The organism is Candidatus Tenderia electrophaga, assembly GCA_001447805.1.
Lineage (GTDB): Bacteria > Pseudomonadota > Gammaproteobacteria > Tenderiales > Tenderiaceae > Tenderia > Tenderia electrophaga.
On sequence record CP013099.1, the window covers coordinates 1213524 to 1231747 of the forward strand.

Here is an 18224-nt window from a genome sequence, read left to right on the forward strand (position 1 = left end):
TAAATGGCGCTGGTAAAAGCTGAAAATATCGGTAATCAAATTGAAGGCATGAGCAGCATGCCGCTGTTCCGGCAACTGGGCATGATGGTGGCGTTGGCCGCCACCGTGGCCCTGGCGGTGGCGATTGTGTTATGGGTCAAAGAGCCGACCTATCGCATGTTGTACGGCAGTTTGTCGGATCAGGAAATGATGGAAATCACCCAGGTCCTGGACCAGGCCGGTATCAAGTACGACATCAACAGCAGCACCAACGCCGTGCTGGTGGATGCCGGCCGCGTGCACGATGCACGCATGCAGCTTGCCGGGCAGGGACTGCCCAAGGGCAGCGGCACCGGTTATGAATTGCTTGATAAGGACCAAGGCTTCGGCACCAGCCAATTCATCGAAACGGCGCGCTATCAACGTGCCATCGAGGGTGAGCTGTCGCGCACTATCGGTTCGCTCAATAATATCCAGAACGCCCGGGTTCACCTGGCCATTCCCAAGCAGTCCGCCTTCGTGCGCAATCGCAAGAAGCCCAGTGCCTCGGTGATGCTGAATCTCTATCAAGGTCGCGCCATGACCAAGGGGCAGGCCGATTCCATTGCCCACCTGGTGGCGTCCAGCGTGCCCAATCTGGAAATGGAGGACGTCACCGTGGTCGATCAAAACGGCCGCCTGTTGTCACGCCCCGACGGTGAGACCGAATTCGGTCAGTCGTCCAACCAGTTTGAATACCGCAAGAACCTGGAGCAGTATTACACCAGCCGTATCGAGCAGATACTCGAGCCCATCGTTGGCATGGGCAAGGTCAAGGCTCAGGTGGTGGCCGATCTCGACTTCACCGTCACCGAGCAGACCCATGAATCCTACAATCCCGACCTGCCTTCCATTAGAAGTGAGCAGACCATTGAGGAGGAGAGCAGCGCAGCTGCAGCCAAGGGCGGCCTGCCCGGCGCGCTCAGCAATCAGCCGCCCGGTGCCGCTGCGCTGAATGAAGCGGCGGGGGAAGGGGCGAATAGCGGTGCCAGCAACAACAGTCGCCGCGTCGTGCGCAACTACGAACTTGATAAGACCATTAGCCACACCCGCTACCAGACCGGCGAGATCAAGCGCCTGTCCGCGGCGGTCGTGATCGATAACAAACAGGGTGAGGACGGTAGCGTGCCGCTCAGTGGCGAGGAGCTGACCCGCATCAACGGCCTGGTGAAGGAGGCGATCGGCTTTAATCCGGCCCGCGGCGATAGTGTCAATATCATCAACGCGCCCTTCATTACCGAAGCCGAGGCCGAGCCCCTGCCCGAGACATCCTTGCTGGATCAGCCTTGGATCTGGGATGCGGGCAAGCAGCTCGCCGGCCTGGCGCTGGTATTGTTCCTGGTCTTCGGTGTATTGAAACCGGTGCTCAAGAGTCTGGCAGAAAAGGGTGCCACCGTGCGCCACTCCGCGCCGTCCTCGAATAACGACGTGGCCTTGCAAGGGCCGGCCTCCATGCCGGCGCTGCCCAACGCCCGTGCTTACGAAACGACGCTGGAGACCGCCAAGGCGGTGGCTCAACAGGAGCCGCAGCGGGTGGCGCAGGTAGTCAGGGAGTGGGTGGACAAGGATGGCTGAAAACAATAAGCGCCGCGATGCGGGTGGTCTGAGCGGTGCTGAGCGCGCCGCGATCCTGCTCATGAGTCTGGGCGAAACCGATGCCGCGGCCATTCTAAAACACATGGGCCCGAAAGAGGTACAAAAGGTCGGCACGGCCATGGCGCACACCTCTAACGTATCCAAAGAGGTCGTGCTTGATGTGATTAACAGTTTCGTCGAGGAAGTGGATGCCAAGGCCGCACTGGGCGGTTCTGAAGACTATATCAAGAACCTGTTGATGCAGGCCCTGGGTGAGGACAAGGCCTCCCAGGTGATCGACCGCATCCTGCTGGGGCATTCTTCCAAGGGGCTCGAGTCGCTGAAATGGATGGAGCCCAAGGCGGTGGCGGAGTTGATTCGCACCGAGCATCCGCAAATCATCGCCATCGTGTTGTCTTATCTCGACGGTGACCAGGCCGCAGCGATTCTGTCCATTCTGCCGGAGCGTACGCGTTCCGATATTGTCATGCGCATCGCCTCCCTCGACGGTATTCAACCCTCGGCGCTGCAAGAACTCGATTTGATCCTGGAAAAACAATTTACCGGCAACAGCTCGGTGCAGTCCTCCAGCGTCGGTGGTATGAAGACCGCCGCCAATATCCTTAACTTCATGGATGGCTCGGTGGAATCCGAGATTATGGATGAGGTCAAAGAGGCCGACGCCGAGCTGGGGCAGGGCATCGAAGAGCTGATGTTCGTATTCGACAACCTCGTCGATATCGATGACCGCGGCATTCAAACCCTGCTGCGCGAGGTCTCCTCCGAGACCCTGGTGCTGGCACTCAAGGCCGCCGACGAGACGGTCAAGGAAAAGATCTTCAAAAACATGTCCAAGCGCGCCAGCGAAATGTTGCGCGACGATTTGGAGGCCAGGGGGCCGGTCAAACTCTCCGATGTGGAGGCGGCGCAGAAAGAAGTGCTTGCCATTGCCCGCCGCATGATGGAATCCGGCGAACTGGCCATGGGCGGCAAGGGCGGGGATGAATATGTCTAAGCTGCCGGATAATGGCGGGGAGGCCAAGGTCTGGGCCGTGCCCGAGATCAAGGCGGACTCCAGCCGCAATCTCACCCATACCGATACCAGCTTGTCGCCACGCGAAAGAAAGGCGGTCGAGGAGAAGGTTAACAAACTCAAACACTCCGCCTACCAGGAGGGCTTTGAAAAGGGCCGCCGCGAAGGGGCGATCCGCGGCCAGCAACAACTTGATCAGACGGCTCAATCCGTGGCCAACGTAATGGATGCCATGAGCGCGCCCTTGCAGCGTATGGAAGAACAACTGGAATCCGAGTTGGTCAAACTGGCCGTTGCCATCGCCAAGCAGATCGTCCGGCGCGAGCTCAAGACCGATCCCCGTCAGGTAGTGGCGGTGGTGCGCGAAGCACTCGCCATTATTCCCTCGGCGGCGCAGCATATTCGGGTGTATTTGTGTCCCGACGACGCGGCGCTGGTGCGCAAGCTCATTCCGGCCAGCGGTGGTGATCGCAGTTGGGAGGTCGTCGACGACCCGCTCCTGAGCCAGGGCAGCTGCCGAGTGGAAAGCGATAGTGCTACTGTCGATGCCAGCTTCGAGGCCCGTATCGCCGCCATCGCCGCCGAGCTGTTGGGCAGCGAGCGTGCCGATGACTGAGCCGCAAGCCGCTCCCCGCGTGTTCGCCGATCTCCCGGCGCGACTGGCCCGCCATAGCGAAACCCTGGAAAACAGGATCCCCTTGGCTGTCAGCGGCAAACTGACGCGCATGGTGGGCCTGACCCTGGAGGCGGTCGGCATCCAGGCGGCGATAGGCGGCCGTTGTTTGGTGATGCCGCCCAGCGGCGAACCCGTAGAGGCTGAAGTCGTCGGCTTCGCCGGAGACAAGACCTACCTCATGCCCACCGGGGACATCCGCGGCTTGGTGCCCAATGCCAAGGTGGTGCCACTCAATAAAGTGTGCGCGGCGCCTGCCGGCATGGCGTTGCTGGGGCGCATTCTCGACGGTGCCGGCCGGCCGCTGGATAGCAAGGGTCCGCTGGGCGTCGATACCTGGGTGCCGCTCAATGGGCGCAGTATCAATCCCCTGGCGCGCCATCCCATCGACATGCCCTTGGATGTGGGCGTCGGCGCCATTAACGCCATGCTTACCGTCGGCCGCGGTCAACGCATGGGCCTGTTCGCCGGCAGCGGTGTGGGCAAGAGTGTGCTGCTGGGTATGATGACCAAGTACACCACCGCCGATGTGATCGTGGTCGGTCTGATCGGTGAGCGCGGCCGCGAGGTGAAGGAGTTCATCGAAAATATCCTCGGTCCCGAGGGCATGGCGCGTGCCGTGGTGGTGGCCACGCCGGCGGATAATTCGCCGCTGATGCGTCTGCACGGCGCCATGTTGGCCACCAGCATCGCCGAATATTATCGCGATCAGGGGCTGCAGGTGCTGCTGTTGATGGATTCCCTGACCCGTTATGCACAGGCCCAGCGCGAAATCGCCCTGGCCATCGGCGAGCCGCCCGCCACCAAAGGCTATCCGCCCTCGGTGTTCGCCAAATTGCCGCAACTGGTGGAGCGTGCCGGCAACGGCGACAAGGGCGGCGGTTCAATTACTGCCTTTTATACCGTGCTTACCGAGGGTGACGACCAGCAGGACCCCATCGCCGATGCCGCACGCGCCATTCTCGACGGCCATATCGTGCTGTCGCGTGAGCTGGCGGAGATGGGCCATTATCCGGCTATCGACATCGAGGCCTCCATCAGCCGTGTCATGAACGAAATCGTTGTGCCCGAGCATATGCAGCAGGCGCGGCGTGTTAAACAGCTCTATTCCACCTACCAGCAGAATCGTGACTTGATCAGCGTCGGCGCCTATAGCAAAGGCAGCAATCCGCGTATCGACGAGGCCATTGCCTACTATCCCCGGCTTATGAATTTTCTGTCGCAGCCCATCGGCGAGGCGGTGCAGTTTGAGCAGAGTCTGGGCGGCTTGGCGGCGCTGTTTAAGAATCCCCCCAGCACCCAGCCCCAGGCAAAGGAATAAGCGTAAATGGCGGATTCGCGGCGCTTCGAACCCATCGCCGATTTGGCTAGAAACAGCGAGCGCGAGGCCGCCAAGGCCTTAGGACAGGCCCTGCAGCAGCTCGAAGCGCACCAGGCGCAGCTGCAGCAGCTAATCGACTATCAGGCTGAATACCGGCGCCGATTGAGTGATTCCGCCAGTCAGGGGATGAATGCCCAGGCCCTGAATGAATATCGGGAGTTTGTCGCCAAACTGGCCCAAGCCATCGACCGGCAGGAGCGGGTAGTAGAACAGCTGCGCCGGGAACTGGAGGACAGTAAACGCTACTGGTTCGCCAAACGGGGACACTCCAAGGCGCTGGACATGGTGCTTGAGCGATATATAAAGAGTGAGCGCCGGGCGCTGGAAAAAAAGGAGCAGCGTGACCACGACGACCGCAACAATCGGGTGAAGCACGACTAACTCACTGTCGTTCAGGCAAGTGCCCGTTCGGGCGCCGTTTTTTGGGTTTAAAGGTATCCAATTTCTATCTAAAGCTCACTATTTGTTTGCCGTTAACAAAGGTGTGCGATTCGAGCGACCAGAAACCGAAAGCAGGGGTGTCTATGACGCAAGAGAATGAAACAGCGGTCTCCGAAACCGAGATGCTGATCGAGTGCGATGAAGCACTGGATATCTCGGTAGCGTCCGATTTCAAGGCGCTGTTGCAGCAGGCCATGGTGCAGGGTTGCCCCGTGGTTTTGGACGGCTCGCGCGTTGAGCGCATCGATTGCGCCGCGCTGCAACTGCTTTCCGCCTTTTTTTTAGAAGCGCAGGAAAGCGGCTTTGAGGTTAGCTGGCGCAACCCCAGCCAGGCATTACGATACGCCGCCGATATGACTGGTCTGAAAGAGACGCTCCATTTGTAGTACATCCACTTCTGCAGGCCATGCACGGAAGAATAATGAGGGGAAATAGCAATGCCGACAATACTTGCAGTTGACGATTCAGCATCCATGCGCCAGATGGTGACCTTTACCTTGAAGGGTGCGGGATTTACCGTCATCGACGCTGTCGACGGTGTCGATGCGTTGGGCAAGGCCAAGAGCGCCAAGGTGGACCTGGTGCTGACCGACGTCAATATGCCGAAAATGGATGGCATCAGTCTGATTAAAGAACTGCGCGCGCTGTCCAATTACAAATTCACTCCAATTTTGATGTTGACCACCGAGTCCGGCGGCGACAAAAAGATGGAAGGCAAGAGTGCCGGCGCCACCGGATGGATAGTCAAACCCTTCAACCCGGACCAGTTGCTGGCGACGATCAAGAAAGTCCTGGGTTGAGGGCGCAGCAATGAGCATCGATATCAGCCAATTCCTCGATACATTTTATGAGGAAAGTTTCGAAGGTCTGGATACTATGGAGACCGAGTTGCTGGCGCTCAAACCGGGCGAGGCCGATGGTGAATCGATCAACACCATCTTTCGCGCTGCGCATTCCATCAAGGGTGGCAGCGGCACCTTCGGCCTTGGCGCCGTCAGTGACTTCACCCATGTGCTGGAAACCCTGTTGGATCAGATGCGCGACGGCCGGCGCGAGGTGACACAAGCGGCGGTGGAACTCATGTTGGCCTCGGTGGATGTGTTGCGCGACATGCTCAATGCCCTGCGCGACGGCAGCGACATCGATAGCGATCGTGTCAACGAAGTACATGGCCAGCTGGAGGCCCTGCTGCAGGGTGATGCCGCGCCGCAAACAGAGCAGGCCGACGCGCAGCCGCTCACCACCGATGCGCAGGCCGCGTCGGTGGCGAACGGCTGGACGGTGCATTTCAAACCCTTTGCCCACTTGTTTAAAACCGGCAACGATCCGGTCCGGATTATCAGAGAGCTGGCCGATCTGGGCAGCATGCAGGCCAGCGTCGACCTCACCGCCCTGCCCGAATTCGATTTGCTCGATCCGGAAGAATGCTACCTCGCCTGGCGCATCAACCTGGACGGTGATATCAGCGAAGCCCAGATCAGAGACGTATTCGTCTGGGTGGAAGATGACTGCGACTTGAGCGTGGAGGCATGTGCTGCCCCCCCTGAAGCCAGCGACTCAAAAGCGCATCTTGAACAGGGTGAAGCCCCGGGCGGGAACGACGCAGGCGCCGTTGAAATTCAGGCCGATGAGACACGCGCGCGTGAAACCGTACAGCAGCCCCAGGCCGGCGCTGAGCAAGCCAAATCTCAGACAGCGGCCCCTGCGACGAAGAAGCAGGCCAACGCTGAATCCGGCTCCATCCGCGTCGGAATCGATAAGGTGGACGCGCTCATCAATATGGTGGGCGAATTGGTCATCACCCAGTCCATGCTCAATCAGCTGGGCGAAGAATTCACTATGGACCGGGTGCAAAAACTGCAAGAAGGTTTGACCGAACTCGAACGACATACACGCGAATTACAGGAAAATGTCATGCGCATTCGCATGCTGCCAATCAGCTTTTCCTTTAACCGCTTCCCGCGTCTAGTCCACGATCTGAGCACCAAGCTCGATAAGAAAGTGGAGCTGAAGATGTCAGGTGAACAGACCGAGCTCGACAAGACGGTGATGGAGAAGATCGGCGACCCGCTGGTCCACCTGGTCAGGAACTCCTTGGATCACGGCATCGAATCGCCCGAAGAACGCCAGGCCAAAGGTAAGCCCGAAACCGGCACCTTGCATCTCAACGCCTATCATCAGGGCGGCAACATCGTTATCGAGATTCATGACGACGGGGCCGGTCTGGATGCCGAGCGCATACGTGCCAAGGCCATCGAGAAGGGCCTGGTTAATGAGCATGAAGAGCTGTCACACGACAAGATCTATGACTTGATATTTGCGCCGGGATTTTCCACCGCCAAGGAAGTCAGCGATGTCTCCGGCCGCGGCGTGGGCATGGACGTGGTCAAGCGTAATATCAAAGACCTTGGCGGTGTGGTCGAGGTGAAGTCGGAGCAAGGGTTGGGGTCGACGTTTACCATCCGCCTGCCCCTGACCCTGGCCATCCTCGACGGACAGCTGGTGCGCATCGGCGATCAGACCTACGTGGTGCCTCTGGTATCCATCATCGAGTCCCTGCAGATCAAGTCGGAAAAAGTCAGTTCTATCGCCGGCGGTACGGAGTTGTACAAGCTGCGGGATGACTATCTGCCGATTATTCGTATGCATGAGCTGTTTAATATCGAGTCGGACAACACCGAACTGGTCAACGGCCTACTGGTGGTGGTTGAAGGCGAAGGTCAAATGGCCGGTATATTCGTGGACGATCTACTGGGTCAGCAACAGGTGGTGATCAAGAGTCTCGAAACGAATTATAAAAAGGTGAAAGGCCTCTCTGGAGCGACCATTTTGGGCGATGGTACCGTCGCCATGATACTGGATGTGCAGGGTCTCGTGGCCTTGTCGCGAGAACGGCTTAGATCCCTCAGGGACCGGTCCGCGGTTGCCTAGTGCGGAATTAAGGAGATTGCAATGAATATGATTCAGGGCCTGGATATGGATACGATCGCGGGCGACAGCGACGGCAACCAGTATCTAACCTTTATGCTGGCCGGTGAGGAATACGGGCTGGATATTCTGAGAGTGCGGGAGATCAAGGGCTGGGACAATGTGACACCCATTCCCAATACACCCAAATACATCAAGGGCGTGATCAATCTGCGTGGCACGATAGTGCCGATTATCGATCTGCGCCAGCGCTTTTCCCTGGACGCCATCGAATACGGCCCCACCACGGTGGTGATTGTACTCAAGGTGAATAGCGAAAAAGGCAGCCGCACCATGGGTATTGTGGTGGACGCGGTCTCCGAGGTCTACAACATCGATGAAGAATCGCTAAAGGCGGCGCCTGATTTCGGTCAAGCGATCAGTACCGATTTTGTAAAAGGCTTGGGTACGGTGGATGAAAAGATGATTATCGTTCTGGATATCGATCATCTTCTGAATTCAAGCGTGCTGAACGCGGTGGTTGACCAAGCGACCGAATAGAATCAAATTGCTATAGAACGCATTCTTTTCAACAAAACAAAGCATCCCATGTCGCGCCGCTCGATGGTCGCTGGTCAGGAAGAAAATTGAATGTCGAGGGAATTCGAGTTTACCGATAAGCATTTTCAACAAATTAGAAAGCTGGTTCTAGAGCATACCGGTATTCATCTTTCCGATATCAAGATGGATATGGTCTATAGTCGTTTGGCGCGCCGTCTGCGGCAACTCCATCTCAACTCCTTCACCGACTACCTGGAACTGCTGGCGCAGGGCGATGATGGTGAGCTGGGCAATTTCGTAAACTCCATCACCACCAATCTAACGTCGTTTTTTCGTGAGCAGCATCATTTTGAATATCTGAAGGCCACCGTACTGCCGCAGCTGATGCGACTCAATGCGGCCAGCAAGACCATCCGCATTTGGTCGGCCGGATGTTCCTCCGGTGAAGAGCCTTATAGTCTCGCCATTACAGTGAAGGAGGCCATCCCCGACAAGCTCGGCTGGGACGTCCGCATTCTGGCCACCGACCTCGATACCAACGTGATCGCCACCGGTAGTGAAGGCGTCTATACCTTGGAACGCGTCAACGGCCTGCCTCCGGCGGTGCTGAAACGCTGGTTTTATCGCGGCACGGGTGAGCGCGCCGGTCTGGTCAAGGCTTCCTCGGCGCTGCGTGATTTAATCATATTCAAACAACTCAATCTGATGGGCGACTGGCCCGTCAAAGCGGGGGTCGATGTCATCTTTTGCCGTAACGTGGTGATCTATTTCGATAAGGATACCCAGCGCCGCCTGTTTCACCGCTATGCCGATATCCTGCGCTCCGACGGCTACCTCTTCGTCGGGCATTCAGAAACGCTCTATAAGGTCTCCGAGCGTTTTAGGTTGTTGGGCAAAACCGTTTATCAGAGGATGGCCTGATGACAGGCGGATTCACTACAGCGCGGCCGGAGGCGAGGCAGCCTAAGGCATTGCCCGGCTTTTCCCATATCAATCGTTATTGGGACAAGATGCACGATGTCTATGCCGCCAAGATCCTGCCCGGCGAATATTATGTCAGTCTGGAAGGGGAAATGATCGTCACGGTATTGGGCTCTTGTGTCTCGGCCTGTATTCGCGACAGTGTGTTCGGCATCGGTGGCATGAATCACTTCATGCTGCCCATCGGCGCCGCGGGCGGCGGTAGCAACAGCACCTGGAACAATGCCGCCACGCGTTACGGCAATTTCGCTATGGAGGCGTTGATCAACGATGTGCTGAAGCACGGCGGCCGGCGCGAAAATCTGGAGTTGAAGATTTTCGGCGGCGGTATGGTGATGGAGCATATGACCAACATCGGCAAACAGAATATCGCCTTCGTGCATGAATTCATCAAAACCGAGGGGCTCAAGTTATTGGCGGAAGACTTGGGGGGTATCTATCCCCGGAAGGTCCACTATTTTCCCCAGTCCGGCAAGGTGAGGATGAAGAAGCTGCGCTCCATGCACAACAGGACCATTATCGAGCGTGAAGCCGATTATATGGACAGCCTCGAGACCAAGCCCATCGAGGGTGAAATCGATCTGTTCTGATCGATGCGGACGCGATGGCTAAGATCAAAGTCCTAATCGTTGATGACTCCGCCCTGGTGCGTAAGCTGCTGACGGAAATGTTGTCCGATGCCCCCGGCATCGAGGTGGTCGGTGCGGCGCAGGATCCCTATATCGCCCGTGAAAAGATCAAGCAACTGCAGCCCGACGTGCTTACCCTGGATGTGGAAATGCCACGCATGGACGGACTCACCTTTCTCAAGAACCTGATGCGTTTGCACCCCATGCCGGTGGTGATGGTGTCGTCCCTCACCGAAGCGGGCGCCGATGTCACCCTCGAAGCCCTGGAAACCGGCGCCATCGATTTCGTCACCAAGCCCAAGCTGGATCTGGCCGAAGGCCTCGGCGCCTATCGCGATGAACTGGTTAACAAGCTGAAGACCGCCGCCGCCGTCAGCAAGACCGCCTTGCTGATACGCTCCGCTTCGCTCCAGGTGCGCCAGAAGAACAGTGTCGATGCGGTGATCCAAAAGGAAATCGGTAAGCACTATCGCACCACCGATCGGCTCATCGCCATGGGTGCGTCCACCGGGGGCACGGAGGCCATCCGCGAGGTGTTGGTCGACATGCCCCCGGATGCGCCGGGCATTGTGATCGCACAGCACATCCCCGCCGCCTTTAGCGAACCGTTCGCCCGGCGTATGGACAGCCTTTGTGCCATTCACGTCAAACAGGCCGAGGATGGAGATCAGATCCTTCCCGGTCATGCCTATATCGCGCCGGGCGACGCGCACTTGCTGGTGGTGCGTGACGGGGCCAAATATCGCTGTCGTCTCAGCGACGGTCCGCCGGTGAATCGGCATCGCCCGGCGGTGGACGTATTGTTTCGCTCGGTGGCGCAGACTGCCGGTCCCAATGCCCTGGGGGTGATCCTGACCGGAATGGGCGCCGATGGCGCCGACGGCTTGAATGAGATGCGCCAGGCCGGCGCCCAGACCATCGCCCAGGACGAGAAGACCAGCGTGGTCTGGGGCATGCCGGGCGAGGCGGTCAAGCGCGGCGCTGTGGATTTCGTCCTGCCGCTCAACACGGTCGTGCGCAAGCTCATCGAACTGATTCGGAAATAGCACCGCGCGGCGCTGCCGCCGGCGACCAAGCTTTTCTCCCGAGGTATTCAATGCACGTTGGTACGTTAATTGCTCTATATCTAACGCGAAACCAGGATATATGACCGAATGCAAACAGCGACACCCGATATTTCATCTCTCTTAGCCGGACTGCTGCCGGGGCAGGGGCCTGCCTCCGGCGCCGTGATCGGTGCCGGAAGGCCGGCGCAAGGGGTTGAAACAAAAAGCGAAAATGGCCCGTCGCCGTTTTTGAGTGCGCTCCGAGCGTCGCAGCAACAATTGCCGCTCGACAGCCCGAGCGGCGCGGCGGGGCTGAACCCCGAAGCCTTGCGCGCCGTCGTTGAGCAGCTGATCGGCGGCCAGGCGGCAACAGCTGGCTCGCCTTTGCCGCAGCAGCCGGGGCAAGGTCTTGCCGCTGAGGAGTTGGAGGCGCTGCTGGCGCAGCTGGAGTTGCCGCCGGACAGCCTGGCGGCGGTATTCAAGCAGATTAAACTGGCCACGACTCAGCGCGACGCCGAGGCCGCAGCGAATCCCGTCGCCGATGCCCCAGCGGATCCCATCGCCGATGCCCCCTTCCCGCCACTGCTGACCATGACCCCCGCGCCGTCCCCGGCCGCCGATGCGCGTCTGCTGGACGAACGGGTGGCGGCCCTGGCCAATGCCCACACGCCGGTTCAAGCCCCATTGGCCGCCGGGCGTCAGCCCCAGCCGCCGACGGCGGCTCCGGCCCTCGAGCTAGACAGTGTCGAGGTATCCGCTAACCCGGAGGCGGGTCAGCGGCTGAGTGTCAATCCGGTGGCCGCCATTTCGCCCGCCATGCTGGAACGCGTGATGATGAACACGAACCTGGAACGCCGGCCGTCGGCCGAGCTGCTCAACTGGAGTGACGGCCAAATCGATTCACTGGCCACCCTGCAGGGCGGCTCACAAGGACGCCCCATGACCACCACCGCCGGCGATGCCCGGCCGACGCAAAGCTTTATCCAGACGCCCTTGAATGATCCGCAGTGGCAGCAGGATTTCAGCAATCGGGTGGTGATGCTGGCCAGGGGCGGCGCAACGGGCCAGGCCCAGGTCGCCGAGATTCGCCTCAATCCCGCTCATCTGGGGCCGGTGGAGGTACGCGTGGTGATGAACGACGATAAGGCCTCGATCACCTTTTCCGCCCACCACACGGCGGTGCGCGATGCGATCGAGACCTCGTTGCCGCGGCTGCGTGAAATGTTCTCCGGTTCCGGTGTGCAGCTGGCGGATGCGACGGTGTCGGACCAATCCTTGCCGGATCGGCGTCAGCGCCATCAGCAGGGACAGGCGGATGGCCACGGCTTCGCCGCCGCTCCGTCGGGCTTCGATGACGACGCCGAACGGGTGATCGGACAGGTCGATCTGTCCGCGCTGCCGTTGCAACGCGGCCTGGATCTGTACGCGTAAACCCCCGTCGCTTTCTTGTCGTTGTCTCCCGCCGCACCTCAATACGCCCAGTCAAAAATCCGTCGCCATCTCCTTTTAAGATTGTAAGCCGTTGTAATTATTAGAACATTTTCGTGGCATGCTAATTGCTATTCCAGATTGGGTGATCCAATCAGCTTGAGGAAAGGCAATGGCAGACGCGGACGACGACGATACCAAACCGGCCAAGAAGGGCAATGCCAAGAAGATGATCTTCATGGTGCTGACCCTGCTGGTGCTGCTGGGGGCGGGCACTGGCGGCACGCTCTATTTCACCGGCATGTTGGGCGGCACGGGCGACCCGGACGTCGCGGAAGAAGAGCAAAAGCCGCAACAGGACGCCAATAAGGTGCCGATCTACTTCGCCTTTCCCGAACCCTTTACCGTCAACTTCGAGACCGACCAGGGACTGCGTTTCCTGCAGGTCAGTGTTGAGATCATGACCTACAACCAAACCGCCGTGGACGGCATCCAGACCCACATGCCGGCGCTCAAAAATAACATCATCCTGCTGCTCAGCAATCAGAGCTACGGCACCCTGGTCACCCTCGAAGGCAAAGAAGAGCTGCGCCAAAAGACCCTGAACGAGATCCTGAGCATTCTGAAAAAGCATAAGGTCGAGGGTAAGGTCGAGGAAGTCTATTTCACAACCTTTGTAATGCAATAAGACTATGTCAGTAAACGACCTGTTATCACAAGACGAAATCGACGCCCTGTTACACGGCGTCGACGGCGGTGACGTCGAGACCGAAGAAGACATCTTCGACGGCGAGGCCAAGGCCTACGATTTCACCAGTCAGGATAGGATCGTGCGCGGGCGCATGCCTACCCTGGAGATGATCAACGAGCGCTTCGCCCGCTATTTCCGGACCAGCCTGTTCAACATGCTGCGCCGCACCGCCGAGATCGCCGTCGGCGGCGTGCAGATGCTCAAGTTCGCCGAATACGTTCACACCCTGTTCGTGCCCACCAGCCTGAATCTGGTCCACGTGAAGCCACTGCGCGGTACCGGACTGTTCGTCTTCGATCCCAAATTCGTATTCATCGTGGTGGACAACTTTTTCGGTGGCAGCGGCAAGTTCTACAACAAGATCGAGGGCCGCGAATTCACCCATACCGAGAACCGTATCATCGAGATGATGCTGCAAAAGGCGTTTCAGAATATGAAGGATGCCTGGGCGCCGGTCATGGATGTGGATTTCGAATTTCAGAACTCAGAGGTCAATCCGCACTTCGCCAATATCGTCAGCCCCACCGAGGTGGTGGTGATCTCCACGTTTCATATTGAATTGGACGGCGGCGGCGGTGACATCCATGTCACCATCCCGTACTCCATGCTCGAGCCGATCCGTGAATTACTCGACGCCGGCACCGTCAGCGACCGTACCGAGGTGGACGAGCGCTGGACCCGGGCGCTGATGGAAGACATCAAAGAAGCCAATATCGACGTCAAGAGCACCCTCACCGAGGTGGATATGAGCTTGCGCGAGGTTCTTAACATGAAGGCGGGCGATATCATCCCCTTTGATTTTCCCGAACGGGTCATTTTGGCCACCGAGGACGATGTGCCCGTGTTTCGCGGCAAATTCGGCGTCCACCACAGCAATAATGCCATCCGCATCATAGAGCCGATCAAGGCCGGCCTACCCGTTGTTACCAAGCCAGGAGTTGACCGATGAACGACGAAACCGAAAACCCGGATATCAGCAGCGATGACGCCGCTGCCGAGGATGCCTGGGCTGCCGCGCTGGCGGAGCAGGACGAGGAAGAAAACAACGCGCCGCAGGCCGAACCGGCCGAATTGGACGAGTTCACCGACCCCGTACCCCATGTGCCGGGCGAGGAAAACCTGGACGTCATCCTCGACATCCCGGTCACCATTTCCATGGAGATCGGCCGCAGCAAGATCAGTATCCGTAATCTGCTGCAATTGAACCAAGGCTCGGTGGTGGAGCTCGATCGGCTCGCCGGTGAGCCCATGGACGTGCTGGTCAACGGCACCCTCATCGCCCACGGCGAAGTGGTGGTGGTAAACGAAAAGTTCGGCATCCGCCTGACCGACGTGATCAGTGCCCAGGAACGTATCAAGAAACTCAAATAAGCGCAGGTATTCAGTGATTCCTTACCGATACATAGTCCTCTTTATGGCGCTTCTGCCCGGCTTGGCGGCGGCCCAGGAACAGGCGGATAAAGTGCAGAAAAGCCTGCCGCATACCTCGGCGGACCAGATGATCAAGCTGGTGCTGGGGCTGTTGTTCGTATTGTTCCTGATCTTTCTATTAGCCTGGTTGTTCAAGAAATACCTGGGCGGTTCGGTTATCTACAACGCCTCGCTCAGGAGCGTCGCCGGTGTTTCGGTGGGACAGAAGGAGCGCGTGGTACTGATGCAAGTGGGCGAGCGCCAGATCCTGGTAGGCGTGGCGCCGGGCCAGGTCAACATGCTCTATGCCTTGGAAAAGGGAGATGAGATCAAACCCCCGACACCGGCCGAGAAGGGCGCCTTCGCTGAAAAACTCAAACAGAGCCTGACCCGGCTGGACAAACAATGAAAGGTTTGCTCATTCTTTTGGCCCTGTTTTTTCCCGCTGTCGGTTTCGCCGAGCCCGGTATGCAGGCCCTGTCCATGAGCGTCAATCCGGACGGTACCGAAACCTATTCCCTGAGTATTCAGGTGCTGGTCCTGATGACCCTGCTGACCTTCATCCCGGCGGGGGTGTTGGCCATGACCAGCTTCGCGCGCATCGTCATCGTGCTGGCATTGCTGCGTCAGGCGCTGGGCACCATGTCCACGCCGACCAATCAGATCATCATCGGGCTGGCCTTGTTCATGACGTTTTTCGTCATGGCGCCGGTGTTCGACCGTGTTTATAACGATGCCTTCGAACCTTACATGAACGAGGAGATTTCCAGCGAGGACGCCTTGCTGCGCGCCTCTCAGCCGTTCAAGCGCTTCATGCTCGACCAGGTGCGCGAGACCGACCTTGCCCTGTTCGCCGATATGTCGGGTCAGGAATTCAGCGAAGACAATCTCGGCGATATTCCCTTCTCGGTGCTGGTGCCGGCGTTTTTGACCAGTGAATTGAAGACTGCCTTCCAGATCGGCTTCATGATCTTTATCCCCTTTCTGATAATCGATCTGGTGGTGGCCAGCGTACTCATGGCCATGGGGATGATGATGTTGTCGCCGCTGATCGTGTCTCTGCCGTTCAAGATCATGATGTTTGTCTTAATTGATGGCTGGGTGTTGGTACTGGGCACCCTGGCCTCCAGTTTCTATGTCGCGTGAGGTCAATGTATGACACCTGAAGTCGTCCTCGATATCGGTACTCAGGCATTGCAGGTGTTGACCGTGCTGGTGATGATTATTCTGCTGCCGGCGTTGGCCGTGGGGCTGCTGGTGAGCGTGTTCCAGGCCGCCACCCAGGTCAATGAACAAACCCTCAGTTTCATCCCCAAGCTGTTGGTGACCTTCGGGGTGATCATGTTCGCCGGCCCCTGGCTTCTGAATCTGCTGGTGAATTACTTTCAGCGCCTGATCAGCGGCATTCCCGGCGTGATCGGCTGAGGCGCTGGCTGGTGAATCTCGTCTATGACCAAGTCGTCAATCAACTGCTCTGGTACCTATTGCCGTTTTTTCGCGTCAGCGCCTTTATCGTGGCGGCGCCCATTTTCAGTACCGGCATGGTGCCGATGAAGATACGCCTGATCGTTGCCGTGGCCATTTCAGTGGCCATATTCCCCGGTCTCACGCCTGCCGACAGCGTCGATCCCTTGTCGTTGAACATGTTCTTGCTGGTATTCGAGCAGATTTTGATCGGTGCCGCGCTCGGCTTTGTCATGCAGTTCATCTTCGCCGCCGTGGTCAACGGCGGTCAGTTGATTGGCATGCAGATGGGCCTCGGCTTCGCCCAGATGATGGACCCGCAGACCGGCGTCAACGTACCGGTGGTGAGCCAGTTTTACAACATCATTGCGGTGCTGTTCTTCCTGTCCCTCAACGGCCACCTGGTGTTGCTGCAGATCCTCGGCGAGAGCTTTGAGATCCTGCCGGTCGGCGGCGAGGGATTGGCCCTGGCGGGCATCGAGGCCATGGTCTATTTTTCCGCCTGGATGTTTTCAGGCGCCCTGATCATGGTCCTGCCTGCGGTGGTTTCTTTGCTGATGATCAATATGGTGATGGGTGTCATGACGCGTGCCACGCCGCAGATGAATATCTTCGCCGTCGGTTTTTCCATCACCATAACCGCCGGTTTCGTGGTGATCATGTTGACCCTCTCCACTGCCTTGCCCCAACTGGCCACTCTGTTCAACGAAGGGTTTTTGTTCATGCGCGAGATGATGAGTAGCTGATATGGCGGAGTCGTCAGACGGTCAGGAAAAAACCGAAGACCCTACCGAGAAAAAACTGCGTGAAGCGCGGGAAAAGGGCCAGGTTGCCCGTTCGCGCGAACTCACCACCACTGTGATGTTGATGACGGCGGCCTTGGGGTTGTTGGCGTTCGGGCCCATGGTGGTGTCGGCCCTGGGCAGGGTCATGGTGAGCAACTTCAGCCTGCGCCGCGCCGAGGTATTCGACACGCGTTACATGATCGATGGCTTTCTCAGCGCGGTCGCCGAGGCCTTGATCGCCCTGGCGCCGTTCCTGGTGTTGCTGGTGGTCTCGGCCATTGCCGGGTCCATCGCCCTGAGCGGCTGGAATTTCAGCGTCCAGGCCTTGGCGCCCAAGTTTTCCAAGATGAATCCGCTCTCAGGCATGAAGCGCATCTTCGGGCCGCAGGGGGCGATGGAGCTGGGCAAGGCCCTGGCCAAGTTCTTCGTCATTGGTATCTGCGGCCTGACGGTGCTGTACTTCGCCTTCGAGCCGGTCATGGGTTTGGGCATGGAGCCGGTGAATCAGGCCATTGCCCACTCCGGCGAACTGATCTTCTGGGGTTTTTTCGCCGTCAGCGCCAGCATGATTGTGATCGCCGCGTTTGATGTGCCGTTTCAGCTGTGGAATCACAAGCGCCAGCTGAAGATGACCAAGCAGGAGGTCAAGCAGGAGAACAAGGATACCGACGGCAGTCCCGAACTCAAGGCTCGCATCCGCCGCACCCAGATGGATATGGCCATGCACCGCATGATGGAGAAGGTGCCCGAAGCCGATGTGGTCATCACCAACCCCCACCACTTCTCGGTGGCCATCAAGTACGACCAGAACAAAATGAATGCCCCCATCTTGGTGGCCAAGGGCGCCGATCTTGTGGCCTTTGAGATCAGAAAGATCGCCCAGGGCAATGACGTGCCCTTGATGGCCTCACCGGCCCTGGCGCGTGCGCTGTTCTTCACCACCGAGCTGGACGAGGAAGTGCCGGAAGGCCTGTATCTGGCCGTGGCCCGGGTACTGGCCTACGTCTACCACCTGAAACAGCAGTTCGGCGGCGCCTATGAGCGTAAAGATCTGGAAATGAATGATCTGCCCATTCCCGAAGATATGCAGTTTGATGCCAAGGGGAAAAAACAGTGACAGCAGTAATAGAGCAGGGGAAGA

21 protein-coding genes are annotated in these 18224 nt (G+C 58.4%); all 21 read left to right on the plus strand.

Going from position 1 to position 18224, the window contains the following annotated elements:
- The first annotated feature begins 3 nt into the window (after positions 1–3).
- The 21 genes from Tel_05645 (at position 4) to Tel_05745 (ending at position 18200) form a co-directional block, all read left to right on the plus strand.
- A complete protein-coding gene (locus tag Tel_05645) occupies positions 4–1593 on the plus strand; it encodes a hypothetical protein (protein ID ALP52673.1) in 1590 nt (529 codons plus the stop codon).
- A complete protein-coding gene (locus Tel_05650) occupies positions 1586–2608 on the plus strand; it encodes a flagellar motor switch protein FliG (protein ID ALP52674.1) in 1023 nt (340 codons plus the stop codon). Before Tel_05645 ends, Tel_05650 begins: the two co-directional genes overlap by 8 nt.
- Positions 2595–3242 (plus strand): hypothetical protein, encoded by a 648-nt coding sequence (locus tag Tel_05655; GenBank protein ID ALP52675.1) that lies wholly within the window; start codon positions 2595–2597, stop codon positions 3240–3242. The genes Tel_05650 and Tel_05655 overlap by 14 nt, the downstream gene beginning before the upstream one ends.
- Entirely contained in the window at positions 3235–4620 is a 1386-nt protein-coding gene (gene fliI / locus Tel_05660) for a flagellar protein export ATPase FliI (protein ALP52676.1), read from the plus strand. The genes Tel_05655 and fliI overlap by 8 nt, the downstream gene beginning before the upstream one ends.
- A 6-nt stretch (positions 4621–4626) precedes the next feature.
- Positions 4627–5061, plus strand: a complete 435-nt coding sequence (locus tag Tel_05665; protein ALP52677.1) for a hypothetical protein — start codon at positions 4627–4629, stop codon at positions 5059–5061.
- A 143-nt stretch (positions 5062–5204) separates the two neighbouring features.
- Entirely contained in the window at positions 5205–5507 is a 303-nt protein-coding gene (locus Tel_05670) for a hypothetical protein (GenBank protein ALP52678.1), read from the plus strand.
- A gap of 51 nt (positions 5508–5558) precedes the next feature.
- Positions 5559–5921, plus strand: coding sequence for a Fis family transcriptional regulator (locus Tel_05675; GenBank protein ALP52679.1), 363 nt, complete (start codon positions 5559–5561; stop codon positions 5919–5921).
- Positions 5922–5931: 10 nt separating this feature from the next.
- The gene (locus Tel_05680; protein ID ALP52680.1) at positions 5932–8052 is read left to right on the plus strand and encodes a chemotaxis protein CheA; all 2121 of its coding nucleotides are present in this window, start codon (positions 5932–5934) and stop codon (positions 8050–8052) included.
- Positions 8053–8073: 21 nt separating this feature from the next.
- Positions 8074–8589: a chemotaxis protein CheW gene (locus Tel_05685; GenBank protein ID ALP52681.1), complete on the plus strand. Its 516-nt coding sequence runs from the start codon at positions 8074–8076 to the stop codon at positions 8587–8589.
- Between the two features lie 90 nt (positions 8590–8679).
- Positions 8680–9510, plus strand: coding sequence for a chemotaxis protein CheR (locus Tel_05690; protein ALP52682.1), 831 nt, complete (start codon positions 8680–8682; stop codon positions 9508–9510).
- Complete coding sequence (locus tag Tel_05695) at positions 9510–10160, plus strand: chemotaxis protein CheD (GenBank protein ALP52683.1); 651 nt, start codon at positions 9510–9512, stop codon at positions 10158–10160. Before Tel_05690 ends, Tel_05695 begins: the two co-directional genes overlap by 1 nt.
- A 14-nt stretch (positions 10161–10174) precedes the next feature.
- Positions 10175–11245: a chemotaxis response regulator protein-glutamate methylesterase gene (locus tag Tel_05700; protein ID ALP52684.1), complete on the plus strand. Its 1071-nt coding sequence runs from the start codon at positions 10175–10177 to the stop codon at positions 11243–11245.
- A 279-nt stretch (positions 11246–11524) separates the two neighbouring features.
- Positions 11525–12676, plus strand: coding sequence for a hypothetical protein (locus tag Tel_05705; protein ALP52685.1), 1152 nt, complete (start codon positions 11525–11527; stop codon positions 12674–12676).
- A gap of 169 nt (positions 12677–12845) precedes the next feature.
- Positions 12846–13361 (plus strand): hypothetical protein, encoded by a 516-nt coding sequence (locus Tel_05710; GenBank protein ALP52686.1) that lies wholly within the window; start codon positions 12846–12848, stop codon positions 13359–13361.
- A 4-nt stretch (positions 13362–13365) separates the two neighbouring features.
- Positions 13366–14373 (plus strand): flagellar motor switch protein FliM, encoded by a 1008-nt coding sequence (locus Tel_05715; GenBank protein ALP52687.1) that lies wholly within the window; start codon positions 13366–13368, stop codon positions 14371–14373.
- Positions 14370–14795: a flagellar motor switch protein FliN gene (locus Tel_05720; protein ALP52688.1), complete on the plus strand. Its 426-nt coding sequence runs from the start codon at positions 14370–14372 to the stop codon at positions 14793–14795. The genes Tel_05715 and Tel_05720 overlap by 4 nt, the downstream gene beginning before the upstream one ends.
- A 43-nt stretch (positions 14796–14838) precedes the next feature.
- Positions 14839–15243 (plus strand): hypothetical protein, encoded by a 405-nt coding sequence (locus Tel_05725; GenBank protein ALP52689.1) that lies wholly within the window; start codon positions 14839–14841, stop codon positions 15241–15243.
- Positions 15240–15980, plus strand: a complete 741-nt coding sequence (locus tag Tel_05730; protein ID ALP52690.1) for a flagellar biosynthesis protein flip — start codon at positions 15240–15242, stop codon at positions 15978–15980. The genes Tel_05725 and Tel_05730 overlap by 4 nt, the downstream gene beginning before the upstream one ends.
- 9 nt (positions 15981–15989) lie before the next feature.
- Positions 15990–16259: a flagellar biosynthetic protein FliQ gene (locus Tel_05735; protein ID ALP52691.1), complete on the plus strand. Its 270-nt coding sequence runs from the start codon at positions 15990–15992 to the stop codon at positions 16257–16259.
- An 11-nt stretch (positions 16260–16270) separates the two neighbouring features.
- Entirely contained in the window at positions 16271–17044 is a 774-nt protein-coding gene (locus Tel_05740; GenBank protein ALP52692.1) for a hypothetical protein, read from the plus strand.
- A 1-nt stretch (position 17045) separates the two neighbouring features.
- A complete protein-coding gene (locus Tel_05745) occupies positions 17046–18200 on the plus strand; it encodes a flagellar biosynthetic protein FlhB (GenBank protein ID ALP52693.1) in 1155 nt (384 codons plus the stop codon).
- The last annotated feature ends 24 nt before the right edge of the window (positions 18201–18224 follow it).